Source organism: Duncaniella sp. C9 (genome assembly GCF_004803935.1).
In the GTDB taxonomy this organism is placed as follows: domain Bacteria; phylum Bacteroidota; class Bacteroidia; order Bacteroidales; family Muribaculaceae; genus Duncaniella; species Duncaniella muris.
On record NZ_CP039547.1, the window covers coordinates 167,138 to 180,963 of the forward strand.

The 13,826-nt window shown below is 54.6% G+C and carries 9 protein-coding genes; 6 read left to right on the forward strand and 3 right to left on the reverse strand.

Going from position 1 to position 13,826, the window contains the following annotated elements; all coding sequences use genetic code 11:
- Position 1: 1 nt before the first annotated feature.
- The 5 genes from E7745_RS00725 (at position 2) to E7745_RS00745 (ending at position 6,988) form a co-directional block, all read left to right on the forward strand.
- A complete protein-coding gene (locus tag E7745_RS00725) occupies positions 2-556 on the forward strand; it encodes a 4'-phosphopantetheinyl transferase superfamily protein (protein WP_136408086.1) in 555 nt (184 codons plus the stop codon).
- Positions 557-767: 211 nt separating this feature from the next.
- Positions 768-3,659, forward strand: coding sequence for a protein translocase subunit SecD (secD, locus tag E7745_RS00730; protein WP_107031676.1), 2,892 nt, complete (start codon positions 768-770; stop codon positions 3,657-3,659).
- Positions 3,660-3,915: 256 nt separating this feature from the next.
- On the forward strand, positions 3,916-4,182 hold the full coding sequence (locus E7745_RS00735) for a DUF4492 domain-containing protein (protein WP_107031677.1): 267 nt from the start codon (positions 3,916-3,918) through the stop codon (positions 4,180-4,182).
- 95 nt (positions 4,183-4,277) lie between these two features.
- Positions 4,278-5,828 carry a cytochrome ubiquinol oxidase subunit I gene (locus E7745_RS00740; RefSeq protein ID WP_136408087.1) on the forward strand — a complete coding sequence of 517 codons (1,551 nt, stop codon included), beginning with the start codon at positions 4,278-4,280 and terminating at the stop codon, positions 5,826-5,828.
- A 32-nt stretch (positions 5,829-5,860) separates the two neighbouring features.
- Positions 5,861-6,988 (forward strand): cytochrome d ubiquinol oxidase subunit II, encoded by a 1,128-nt coding sequence (locus E7745_RS00745; protein ID WP_136408088.1) that lies wholly within the window; start codon positions 5,861-5,863, stop codon positions 6,986-6,988.
- Between the two features lie 110 nt (positions 6,989-7,098).
- On the opposite strand, the gene E7745_RS00750 is transcribed toward E7745_RS00745, so the two are convergent.
- The 3 genes from E7745_RS00750 to E7745_RS00760 are packed head-to-tail and all read right to left on the reverse strand — an operon-like array spanning position 7,099 to position 11,273.
- Positions 7,099-8,229, reverse strand: coding sequence for a glycosyltransferase (locus tag E7745_RS00750; RefSeq protein WP_136408089.1), 1,131 nt, complete (start codon positions 8,227-8,229; stop codon positions 7,099-7,101).
- Between the two features lie 13 nt (positions 8,230-8,242).
- Complete coding sequence (locus E7745_RS00755) at positions 8,243-9,964, reverse strand: DUF6056 family protein (RefSeq protein WP_136408090.1); 1,722 nt, start codon at positions 9,962-9,964, stop codon at positions 8,243-8,245.
- Between the two features lie 10 nt (positions 9,965-9,974).
- Positions 9,975-11,273: a M18 family aminopeptidase gene (locus E7745_RS00760; RefSeq protein ID WP_136408091.1), complete on the reverse strand. Its 1,299-nt coding sequence runs from the start codon at positions 11,271-11,273 to the stop codon at positions 9,975-9,977.
- A gap of 172 nt (positions 11,274-11,445) precedes the next feature.
- Here E7745_RS00760 and E7745_RS00765 point away from each other — a divergent pair, with 172 nt between their 5' ends.
- Positions 11,446-13,671: an alpha-xylosidase gene (locus E7745_RS00765; protein ID WP_240740415.1), complete on the forward strand. Its 2,226-nt coding sequence runs from the start codon at positions 11,446-11,448 to the stop codon at positions 13,669-13,671.
- Positions 13,672-13,826 lie beyond the last annotated feature (155 nt).

Consider the following 13,826-nt stretch of genomic DNA (forward strand, 5'->3'; position numbering starts at 1 on the left):
CATGACCGAACTGACCGCCGGCTGCTGCCGCCTTTACCTCTGCCCCGTCCCGGACACCGCAGGCTCAAGACGCGACTGCGAGAAAGCCGCCGTCGAATCGCTTATAGCCCAAGCCCTTGGCGAGGGGATGGAATTAACCCACAGTCCGGAGGGTGCACCGTCCGTGAGCGGACATCCGGACCTGCGCATCTCCATATCCCATTCCACCAGCCACTGCCTGCTCGCCGTAGGCAATAGCCCGCATATTAATATAGGTGTAGATATCGAGTCTCCACGCCCGCAGCTGCTTCGTGTGGCCCAACGCTTTCTCACCCCTGCCGAAGAAGACTCTGCAAACCTCTGCTGTGACGAGCCGTCGAGACTCGGCATACTCCTGAAATACTGGACAGCCAAAGAAGCCGCCTACAAAGCCGCGCTCACCCCCGGACTCGCCCTCAAGGAAATCCACATAGCCCCGGATTTCACATCCGCGCAGGCCCGCGGAAGCAAATTTTCACTCGCCTGGCACTCCCTGGCCGCCGGCGAGGTCATCGCACTTGCCTGCCTTGAACCCTGAATTTGCCTATCTGTAAGGCAATTCCCGATCAAAAGCCACCCGATTTAGAGTTTAAACAGACTCTAACGCAAAAATCAGTCCTCCGGCGAGGGCATTTAAAAGAATTTTTGTATATTTGCAGACTGAAAATTGGCACTTTACCGATTTTCTCCATGAAAATCAATCAGAATTTTAATTTTAACTAACTATTTAAATACATCACTTTAACACAATGCAAAGCAAAGGATCTTTGGGAAGTGTTGTTGCAGGTGTGATCGCCATTTTCATGGTGCTCATCTGCTTGTTCTACCTTTCATTCACGTTAGTTACCAACCACTACGAGAAGAAAGCGGAAGAATATGCCGCCGTCGAGGCTGCCAAGGACAACAACAGCCCTGAAACTAAACGTAAGGCCTACAGCGAGTACATCAAGAACATCGCAAACGAAAAGGTTTATTTAGGCTATACATTCAATGAAGTACAGAAACTCGGAGTAGGTCTCGGCCTCGACCTCAAAGGTGGTATGAACGTCACCCTGCAGGTATCGGTACCCGACATCCTCCGCTCGATGGCCAACGCAGAAGGCAACCCCTACTTCGAACGTGCCGTCATGAGCGCCGACTCAATCACCCGTGCCAACAAGAGCAATGACTTCATAGACGTCTTTTGCGCAGAATACCGTAAGCTCGACCCCCAGGGCGATCTTTCGGTAGTGTTCAAGGATCAGGTGAAGCGCGGTGACAGCATGGACGCCATCAAGAACTCACTCCGTCAGGAAGTGAAAGACCGCGTCAGCAGCTCCACCAACGTGCTCCGCACCCGTATCGACCAATTCGGAGTCGTTGCCCCCAACATCCAGGAACTTGAAAAGGACGGCCAGATCCTCCTTGAGCTTCCCGGCGTTAAGGAACACGACCGTGTACGCGAGCTTCTCAAATCAAGCGCCAACCTCGAATTCTACGAGACCACCCAGTTCAACGAAATCGCCCCGATGCTCCAGGCGCTTGACAACGCCCTGCGCACCGACACCACCGGCAACGGCAAAGGTCTCTTCGACTACTTCCTCCAGGTCGGCAACCCCTACCGCCCAATCAGCGTAGGTTCAGCCACCGAAACTGCCCGTGACACCATTGATGCCATCCTTGCATCAAACGTAGCCAAAGGCATCCTTCCCTCCAACCTCAAACTTGCATGGGAATTCAAGCCTGAGATAGTACAGGTCGACGACTCCGTACGCGGCAAGCGCAACCTCAGCATCTATCAGCTCGTAGCCCTCAAGACCTCAAACGGCAAACCAGCACTCAGCGGCGACGTCATCACTTCAGCTACCAGCGACTACGAAGCCATGAACGGCAACTACGTTTCAATGAACATGAAACCCGAAGCAGCCCGCCAGTGGGCCCGCATCACTGCCGCCAACCTCAACAAGCCCGTGGCTATCGTGCTTGACAATCAGGTCTACTCTTCGCCCAACGTCAACTCAGTGATCGAAGGCGGACGCTCGCAGATCACCGGCAACTTCACCACCGATGAAGCAAAAGACCTTGCCAACGTGCTCAAGAGCGGCAAGATGGCAGCCAAGGTCGACATCATCTCCGACACCGTGATCGGTCCGTCGCTCGGCGAACAGGCCATCCACGACGGTCTCTGGTCGTTCATCATCGCCATCGTGCTCCTGATGATCTTCATGTGTCTCTTCTACGGCCTTGTCCCCGGCATCATCGCCAACATCGCCCTCATCTTCAACATCTTCTTCACCTTCGGCATCCTCGCGTCATTCCAGGCCGTGCTGACACTCTCCGGCATCGCCGGTATCGTGCTCGCGCTCGGTATGGCAGTTGACGCCAACGTGCTCATCTACGAACGTGCCAAAGAAGAACTCCGCGCCGGCAAGAGCGTACGCACCGCCATCGCCGACGGTTACAGCAACGCATTCTCAGCCATCTTTGACTCGAACCTCACTTCGATCATCACAGGTGTGATCCTCCTTCTCTTCGGAACAGGTCCTATCAAAGGCTTCGCCACCACCCTCATCATCGGTATTGTCTGCTCATTCTTCACCGCTGTCTACCTGACACGCCTTATATATATAATGTGTGCCAAGACCAAGCCCTTCGAAAAGCTGACATTCACCACTCCCCTTTCGGCCAAGATGTTCTCTGACACCCACTTCAATTTCCTCGGCGCCCGCAAGGTCAGCTTCGGAATTGTCGGCGCGGTTGTAGCCATAGTGATCATCTCGTTCTTTGCCCGCGGCCTCAACCAGGGCATCGACTTCTCAGGCGGCCGCAACTATGTGGTTCAGTTCGATCATCCTGTGAAGACCCACGAACTCCAGGCTCAGCTCGCACCCCTCTTTGACGGTGCACAGCTCAGTGTCATCACCATTGACGACGACACCAAGGTCCGCATCTCGACCAACTACAAGATCGACTCTGACGAAGAAGGCATCGACAACGAAATCACCGGCATCCTCTACAAGGGCCTTGAGAACCAGCTCAACGGAATGAGCATCGAAGACTTCTCGACCACTAACGAGAACATCGGCATCATGTCATCGCAGAAAGTAGGTCCGACCGTGGCCAACGACATGCGCACCGACGCTTACATCGCCGTGATCCTCGCCCTTCTGGCCATGTTCTTCTACATCCTGCTCCGTTTCCGCAACATCGCCTTCTCGCTCGGCGCACTTGCAGCTGTAGCCTTCACAGCCTTCACCATCATCGGTTTCTACTCGCTCTTCTGGGGCCTCTTCCCCTTCGCTATGGAAATCGACCAGTCATTCATCGCCGCCATCCTTACGGTTATCGGTTATCAGATCAATGACACCGTGGTAGTCTTCGACCGTGTGCGTGAAAACGTTCAGCTCTATCCGAAACAGAACTTCTTCGACACCATCAACAGCTCGATGAACTCTACTCTCGGCCGTACAGTGATGACCTCATGCTCAACGCTCCTCGTGCTCCTGTGCATCTTCATCCTCGGCGGTGACGCGATTCGCTCATTCGTATTCGCAATGATCTTCGGTGTGATCATCGGCACTCTCGCCACAATCTACGTGGCAGCTCCCGTGGCTTACCTCACCGATGCCCGCCGCAACGCCAAGAAAGCAGCCAAGGCATAACCGCCCGGAACCATATCCACTTCTTATAACCCTCCGGCCCGTAAGAAATTACGGGCCGGAGTTTTTTATGCAGGAAATCCAACCACAGGCATCAGACATCTCCATCTTCCTACTTAAAACCCTAAATTACTCCCACATATAGCATGTGACTGAATATGCTATATAACAGCTATACTTTTTTTCTCGCTGCGAAAAATTTATATAAATTTGCCTCACTGTCATCACTTTTGACATTCAGAGATTGTTATAACAGCATATGGACAGAACTCAGACAAAATCACAGGCTCACCTCCGCTCTCGGCTCTCAGCCTTCGGAACCGTGACCCACCGCATATACCGCTTCTATGCCGATGGATTCCGCTCGATGACTGTAGGCCGGAAGCTATGGTTGCTGATAATCATCAAACTGTTCATTCTGTTTTTCATTTTCAAACTCTTCTTCTTCCCAGACATCCTGTCACGCGACTATGACACCGATGCCCAAAGGGCCGAGGCAGTGAGGGAGTCTCTTCTCAACCGTTAAGCTCCGGAAATATTCTGCCATTTACAAACACACACACTCAACAGACTTTCTATCTCTTTCAACTATAAAAAACAACTTATAAAAAACACGAGAGTATGGACGATTTGATGACCGTAGTCGACTGGTCGCGATGGCAGTTTGCCCTCACAGCCATGTATCACTGGCTCTTTGTGCCGCTGACACTCGGCCTGAGCGTGATAGTCGGAATCATGGAGACCATCTATTTCCGCACCCGAAGCGAAAAATGGCTCCAAATTACCAAGTTCTGGATGACACTCTTTGGCATAAACTTCGCTATGGGAGTGGCCACCGGAATTATCCTTGAATTCGAATTCGGCACAAACTGGTCGAACTACAGCTGGTTTGTGGGCGACATTTTCGGAGCGCCGCTTGCCATCGAGGGCCTGCTCGCCTTCTTCATGGAAGCAACCTTCATTGCCGTCATGTTCTTCGGATGGAAAAAAGTAAGCCCCGGATTCCACCTCGCTTCCACATGGCTGACAGCCCTCGGAGCCTCGATCTCGGCCCTGTGGATACTGATTGCCAACGCATGGATGCAATATCCCGTCGGCATGGAATTCGACCCGGCACAGATGCGCAACGTCATGGACAACTTCTGGGACGTGGTTCTTTCTCCCGTGGCCATCAACAAGTTCTTCCATGCAGTGTTTGACGGCTGGGTGGTAGGCGCAGTGTTTGTCTGCGGTGTCAGCGCCTGGTTCCTGCTGAAAAACAAGCGCCGGGAATTCGCTCTCGACTCGATCCGCATAGCCGGCTGGACAGGTCTCGCAGGCATCGTGCTGACACTCTGGACCGGCGACGGCTCGGCAGTCCAGGTGGCGCGGGTGCAGCCCATGAAACTCGCTGCGATGGAGGGACTATATAACGGTAAAGTAGGCCAGGAGATAGTGGGCTTCGGTCTGCTCGACCCGTCAAAGACTCTCAATGACGGCAAAGATCCCTTCATTTTCGACATCTCGATCCCCTACGGACTCTCGATCCTCGCTAACCACGATGCCAACACCTTCGTGCCCGGCATCAATGATCTTATCGAAGGTATAAGCCTCACGCCGGAAGGCGACACCATCAGGACTGAATCATATGCCGAACGCATAGCCATAGGCAAACGCGCCCATGAGGCCCTCCGTGACTTCGACCGGGCCATGACCGACGGCGATACCGCGGCTATGGCCGAAGCACGCGCCCGTCTCAAGGAAGACTACCGCTATTTCGGCTACGGATATCTCGACAGCCCTGAGGAGGCGATTCCGCCTGTGGGCATGACATTCTATTCGTTCCACATCATGGTGCTTGCCGGAGGCTATCTCCTGCTTTTCTTCATACTCGCCGTCATCAGCTCGGCCCGTGGCGGACGCCTTTGGGAACGCAAGTGGTGGCAGTGGGTGGCCATACTGACCATCCCTGTGGTGTGGATCTGCTCAGAAGCCGGGTGGGTGACTGCAGAAGTCGGACGCCAGCCCTGGATCATCGAAGGCCTGATGCCCGCCCGCGCCGCTATCTCGGCCATCTCGGCCTCTACCGTACAGCTGACATTCTGGATGTTTGCCGCCGTATTCACAGCCCTGCTCGTGGCCGAGGTCACAATCATGATCAACCAGATCAGACGCGGACCTGAAAACCACTAACCCGATTTCTCACCCTCAAACAGACATAAATCATGGAACTTGAATCCTTACAGATATATTGGTGGCTGCTCATTTCCGTGCTCGGCGCACTGCTGGTGTTCCTACTTTTCGTGCAGGGAGGACAGACGTTTCTGCTTTCCGTCAGCGACTCTTCCGAGGCCTCGCGCCGTATGATCAGTTCTTTCGGCCACAAATGGGAACTCACGTTCACCACTCTGGTGGTTTTCGGAGGTGCCTTCTTCGCATCGTTCCCGCTTTTCTACTCCACAAGTTTCGGAGGCGCCTACTGGCTGTGGATGCTCATACTGATCAGCTTCGTGCTCCAGGCTGTCAGCTATGAATTCCGCACAAAGCCGGGCAACATCTTCGGCACCCGCACCTACGATACCTTTCTCTTCATCAACGGCTGCGTGGGCTGCATTCTGCTCGGCGTGGCTGTCTCGATGTTCTTCTTCGGGGCTGAGTTTTCAGTCAGCAAAGGCAACATTCTCAACGGTTCTTCTCCGATGATCTCAGTCTGGGCTCCCTCCCACGGTTTCGAGGCCATATTCAACTGGAAGAACCTGCTGCTCGGCTTCACCGTTCTCTTCCTTGCCCGCACGCAGGGAGCACTCTATCTGCTCAACAACAATTCCAACCCTGACAGCTTTTTCAAGGCCAACCGCCGCCGAGTCATGGTCAACGGTGCCATATTCGTGGTGCTCTTCCTCATCTTCGCCGGGGTTCTCCTCACGTCAACCGGACTGGAGACCACTTTCAACGGCGGGATCGACGGCCTGCGGAGCACTTTCGCTCCGCGCGAGTTCAAATACTTCCACAATCTGGTGGAAATGCCCTGGACTCTGGCCATATTCCTGATCGGAGTAGTGATGGTGCTCTACGCAATCATCCGCTCCACTCTTGCCGACCACTGGACCGACGGCATCTGGTGGAGCGGAACAGGCACCATACTGGTGGTGCTCTGCCTCTTCTGGATAGCAGGCTACAACAACACCCCCTACTACCCCTCGCTCACCGACCCATCGTCGTCGCTTACCATCTTCAACAGCTCATCGAGCCACTTCACTCTCACCTGCATGAGCTGGGTTTCCATAATCGTTCCTGCAGTGGCTGCCTACATAGCCTATGCCTGGTATGCTATGGACCGCAAGCACGAATAAGACGCCTATCATCTTGTAAATCCCACCGATCCAACACAATCAAAAGTTCCGGAAGTCTTGTCACCGACTTCCGGAACTTTTGTCATACAGTTTACCTCTGCAACTGACTTTTACCGAGCGGACAAAAGACGCTGACAGGCTCTTCCAAGAGGTCGTTTAAAAACGGCCTTAAAGCACTGCAACCTGAATTTCAGGCAATTTCTTAAATAAAAGAGCATGACTGCGCTATAAAAGCCAGAGCGGAATATCACATAAAAGATTTTTGAAATCGCAGGCGCGGCTTCCGCCGGATCATAATTCCGATAAGCCCGTTTAAGCGTTTCCAATGCTTCGCGGCGGTCATGAGCCGATAATTTCGAATAATTTTCAACATATTTTGCCATCTTGTCGGCAAGACAAGCTGAGAGATGTAGTTGCAATCGTCTCCATAGCGGACCTTCACTGCATCCATGATCCAACAAGGCCTGACGGATAAACATATTTGAATCCAGGATATTGAAACTCCTGGCCGATTTGATTTCCACAACCGAATCAGGATTATATCTGTAATTGTAAACCGCATTAGCGGCAAAAGCGACTTTTTCCGCATCCATCAGAAGGACACGGCTGCCGGCTTCGTCAATAAACATAAGAGACTCCGTAAGTGCCACCACGGGGGCCTTCACCGTCAATCTCAGTCCCAGAAGATAGTTCAGGCACTTCTTATAGAACTCCTTTTCATACAAACCGCCGTTCATTCCAAAGCGCCACTCATAGAGCGTGTGGGCAACCAGATCCCAACCCGTATAAACCGAGCCCTTATCCAAGGCTTCGGAATCAAAGATTTCCACCTCTTCCCCGGATCGGCAATTTCTCATGATCGGTAATGTTATTTCGGTTCCGGTCTCCAGCGCCCTGTCAATAAGCTCCCTGATAAAGTCTGCCGAAACATCGTCATCCGCATCTATCGGGCAGACATACTCTCCCTCGGCCATCTCAGCGCCCTTTACCCTCGGTCTCAATGGAGTTCCGGAATTATGTTCCGTCTTGTAAAGTCTTACCCTCGGATCACAATCGGCTATATCTTGTACCACAGCCGCAGTCTGATCAGTCGAGCAGTCATCCACAAAAACCAGCTCCCAGTCAGGATAGGTCTGCGCCAATACACTATTATATATTGTCTTTACGTATTCAGCAACATTATATGCGGGCACTATAACTGATACCAGCGGATGCCTGACCTCTCTTCCATTCTCAATCATATTTCAATTCCGGCTAATTAGAGGGTGTTTCAACATACGAAACAGAATTATAAGGCCCTGTTACCTTGACATGACAGGGCGCTATGTATATGAGACTCCGGCCATCGCGGGTGCGAAACCGGATCTGCACCGACTCCATGCTGTCAAATCTCCGGCCATCAGCACACTCGTAATCACACTTTATACCACGCGACGCCACTTCAGTCTCAGTCCCAGTCCAATAAGTCATAGTCATCCGTCTGTCAGGCATGATCAGCTCATCGCCATAGGCAAACACATCTGCCCCACCTGAAAGTTTCGCCGGAAATCCGGGCCGTTCATGACTGTCATGACCGCCATTGGAGCTGCGTTCCATCCAATCGACCATTTCAGCCGTCAGACTCTCCAGCACAGGCGGAACAACCGCAAAGACTTTGTCGCCGGGATAAAAATCATTGTAACTGTTGATGTGGAGCGTGGTCCGCCAGTGGGCGTTGACCGGATGAAGCAGCGTCAGTTTTGACATTGCAATCGTATAATCACGATATACAGTCCCCGTCTCCGACTCCGCCATCTGCCGCTCGATCTCCTGTTCTTCATCCCATAGCCGCTTCTGAGTCCTGATGACATTGATATAGAAGACCACGATCATAAGCAATGCCACCCCGGCCAGACATTTCACCACCGTGGCCGGCCATCTGACAAAGACCGTCCGAAGCAGCCCGAACATTGTCAGCGAGGCAAAAAGATTGCAGATCCAAAGAGCCCGCGGATTGGAAGGGGACGATTTGAATACTATCACCGCTGACACCACAAAGGCCATCGCGACAACGACATCCATTGCTTGTGGATGCCAATAATGATCCCGACATCCTCCAAGCGCACATTTCCGGATGCGGCAAGCCATCAAGACAACAGCCAATCCCGCCAAGACTACTACAGGCAGCGACAGAGTAAGCACTGTCTTCAGATTGACCGGGGCGCCCACAGAGACAGATGAAAACCTCATCCAAAGGCCCGGCGCACTGACAACCCAAAGTGCTCCCGCAGCAAAAACGGCTGTGAGAATCCACCACTGCCACGGCATACGGAAACACCTTAGAAGCGCCCACGCCCCAAGACCGCATCCGACAGGCACGGCATAACCTTCATGTATCCATCCACACAGAAAGGCATAAACACCACCTGCGACAAGCACCGGAACCGGGAGCCTGCCGCTTGCCACACGACGCAGCAGGACGAGAAACCACACCGTCATGGCCGACGGCAAAAGGACATTGAATGAATTGTCGATCCCCATCGTGCCGAAGGGCCACGAGAACGTAAATGTCATCCACCCCCAGAAAGCGATCATGACCAGAGGCAGGTCTGAGCGTCGGGGGGAACACAGCTGTCCCGCACCAAGGATAAGAAAGGCCCCGCTCAGTCCGACTACAAGCGCCAGAGTCCATTTGGGCAACAGAGCCATACGCATCGCCATGAACACGATGTTGTCCAGCCGGCAATTGTCGATAGACCTCAGATAGGCCGTGAAATTCCACATCCTCGGCCAGGAAAACTCCTTGACACCGCCGTTGGCTGTCATCCAGTCGACAGGAAGGGCATAATCGTCACCGATATAAGGTACATGGAGCGAGAAAAGTGCATAGATCAGCGCGGCGAGCAGCACACCCGCCCAACAGACAAGTCTTCCTCCGGGCGACAGAGGTCTGTCAGCGCCCGGAGGAAGAGTCGCATATAATTTCTCAGAAAACACGATGGTCCGTTTAGAGATCGAAGAAGGTCTTGAATGCCGCTATGGTATAGGCATGGTCTTTAGTGGCCATCGTCTCGCGGATCGAGTGCATGGCCCATATGGCCTCGCCCATGTCTACGCCGCGCAGGTCGATCTGCGATGTCAGAATATTGCCGAGAGTCGATCCGCCGGCCACATCACTGTGGTTGACGAAATACTGACAGGGCACTCCGGCCTTGTCGCAGATAGAGCGGAACACGGCAGCTGATTCGGCATCGGTCATATACTTGCAGTTGGCATTGATCTTGATCACCGGACCGCCGCCCACCACGGGGTGGTTTGTCGGGTCATACTTCTCCGCATAGTTCGGATGGAAGGCATGGGCGTTGTCAGCCGAGATCATAAACGACCGGTCGATCGAACGCAGATAATCCTCCTCACTGCCGCCGAGACAGCCTACAATGCGGCGCAGCAGCTGGGCGAGCACCGGCGAAGCGGCCCCCTGCTTGGTTCCCGATCCGGTCTCTTCATTGTCAAACACAGCCATCACACGGGTCTGTGCCGTCGACGAAGTCTCAAGCAGAGCAGTCATAGCGCCGTGGACCATACTCAGGTCATCCAGGCGACCCGAAGTCAGAAACTCATCGTCAAGCCCCACGGTGCAGGCGGGAGTGGTGTCGAAAAGCGAGAGGTCGAAATCAAGAATGTCGTCCACACGGCATCCGAGCGCATCAGCCACAGTGCGGAGCAGCAGATTGTCCTTCTCGGCGGCATCTCTGACAATGGCTATCACCGGCAGCATGTCTTTCTGCTTCGAGAGAGGATTGCCCTCGTTGACAGCGCGGTTGAAATGGATGGCAAGGTGCGGTATGATCAGCAGCGGGCGGTCGAATTTCACTATCTCTGTACGGGGATGCAGCGGATCCCCGCCGCGGAGCACCACACGTCCGGCCACCGAGAGCGGACGGTCGAACCATGTGTAGAGAATCGGACCACCGTAGACCTCCACGTTCAGCCTGACAACCCCACCTTCGCTGATCATCTCGGCCTTGGGCTTGATGCGCAGGCAGGGAGAGTCAGAGTGGGCCGAGATTATGCGGAAACCGGCGTCAGGGCCTTCGGTGGTCACTGTAAACGCGAAAATGGCGCTTGAGTTCTTTACCAGATAATATTTTCCGCCCGGCTGAAGCTGCCAGCGGGCCGCGGGGTCAAGCATGGTGAAACCGGCGGCGTCAAGATGGCGTCTGACGGTCTTGACGGCAAGAAAATTGACCGGACTTTCGTTGAGGAACTCCATGAGGTTCCGTGCGGTGACTTTGATATCTTCCATGTGATTCAAATTTCAAGGTTTACGGCAAATTTACAATTTATTCGCGAGAATTTCATAGCCCGCAAAAATTTCTCGGATTTTTTCATTATATTTGTGCATCTATAAACCTTCAACCTATTTACCCCAAACCTTACCAATCAGCATGTCATTCCGATCATTCATGTCTGCCGTCATGGCCTTCGGCATCCTGACAGCCGCCGCAGACACCCGCACAAATGCAGGCTCAGCCTATCTGCTGAGCCAGAGCATTGATGTCAGCAAGGATTTCGCTGACTTCACCAACACCTATTTCTTTGCCGACTCTCTGGCCGGGTTCGACACTTCGACCGGACGCGGCACCATCAGCTGGAAGCGTCAGCAACTCATGCCCCGTCAGGCCTTCAACGCCAACACCTATCTCCACCAGCCTCTCAAAAGCCTTGATTTTCCTGACACTGCCTATCCGCAAAATCCCGATCTCGGTTTCAGTATCGAGCCGGTCAACGGACGCACACTGCGCCTGCGCATCCACACCTCGCCGGTAGCTCCCGCCGATCCCGACTCGCTTTCGCCCATGCTTGCCGGACCGGTAGCCAACGATGCATCCGCCTGGAAGGTCACACGCAAGGGCGCCGACGTTCTCTACACCTCGCCCTACGGTTCTCTGCGCATCCAGGCCGATCCCTGGCGAATAATAATCCTTGACAGCGAGGGCCGCGAACTGAGCCGCACACGCACCTGGAGCGACAACGATTCCACCCAGATCAAGGTGCCACCGTTCAGTTTCATCAAGCGCGGATCAGACAACTCCCGCTCCATCAACCCCGTCTTCTCCCTTACGCCCGGCGAACGCATCTTCGGCTTTGGCGAAGGCCCCGGTCCGCTTGACAAGGCCGGACAGAAGCTCAACCTCTTCGTCACCGACCCGCAGGGCCCGGAAAGCCCCGATATGTACAAGCCCATCCCCTTCTTTTTCAGCAACCTGGGCTACGGCATGTTTATCCACACCTCGGCTCCGCTGACCGCCGACGTGGGCCAGAGCTACATCGGAGCCAACAAGCTCTTCATGGCCGATGAAGACCTTGACCTCTTCATCATGTGGGGCACTCCAAAGGAAATCCTCAGCGAATACACCGCCCTGAGCGGACGTCCAGAAATGCCACCGCTGTGGAGCTTCGGCACCTGGATGAGCCGCATCAGCTACTTCTCCGAAGACGAGGGACGCGACGTGGCGGCCAAGCTGCGCAGCAACCGCATTCCCGCCGACGTGATCCACTTCGACACCGGATGGTTCGACACCGACTGGCAATGCGACTACGAATTCTCGCCCGAACGCTTCCGAAACCCGCGCAAGATGATCTCAGATCTTGCCAAAGATGGGTTCCACATCTGCCTCTGGCAGCTCCCCTACTTCGTGCCCGGCAACAAATACTTCCCCGAACTCGTCAGCAAGGGTCTCGCGGTCAAAAACGGACGCGGCACTCTGCCCTATGAAGACGCCGTGCTTGATTTCACCAACCCGGAGACCGTCAGCTGGTATCAGTCGAAACTCGGCTCGCTGCTCGAAATGGGCGTTGGCGCCATCAAGGTCGACTTCGGCGAAGCCGCTCCCCTCGATGCCATCTATGCCAACGGCCGCAGCGGTCTCTACGAACACAACCTCTACCCGGTGCGCTACAACAAGGCCGTGGCCGACGTGACCCGCCGCATCAAGGGCGACAACATCATCTGGGCCCGTTCAGCCTGGGCCGGATCGCAGCGCTATCCGCTCCACTGGGGCGGTGACGCGGCAAGCACCAACACCGGTATGCTCGGCACACTCCGCGCAGGCCTCTCGCTCGGCATGAGCGGTTTCTGCTTCTGGAGCCACGACATGGGCGGCTTCGTCACCTCAACCCCCGAAGCCCTCTACCGCCGCTGGCTCCCTATGGGCTTCCTCTCGTCACACACCCGCGCCCACGGAGCGCCTCCGACCGAGCCCTGGCTCTATGAAAATCCGGAATTCACCGACTACTTCCGCCGCTGCGCCGAGCTGAAATACTCGCTGATGCCCTACATCGAGCAGCAGGCCGCTACCTGCGTGGCCAACGGATGGCCCATGCTGCGCGCCCTGCTCGTGGAGTTCCCCGATGATCCCGGTGTCTGGACCGTTGAAGACCAATACATGTTCGGCTCCGACATACTCGTGGCTCCGCTGCTCACCGAGACCTCCGCGCGCAACGTCTATCTGCCCGCCGGACAGAAGTGGACCGACTATCAGAGCGGCCGCAGCTATTCGCCCGGATGGCACCACATCGAGGCCGACGGTCCGATAAAGTGCATCATGCTCGTGAGGGAAGGCGCCGAGATTCCCACCGTGGCTCCCGCGCAGTCAACCTCGGCGATCGACCGCTCCACTCTGCGCGTGACCAAGTTCTGACCCGATTCCGTTAAAAAACGGGGCAATTTTTCAGAGCTACTTATCGGAAAGAAGTTCTGCAAAGATACAACACCCGGCCTCCTGAAAGAGTGCGATAATACGGAAGCACGCCATCCGGAACGGTAAATCGGTGTCCTCGACCGGACACCACATGC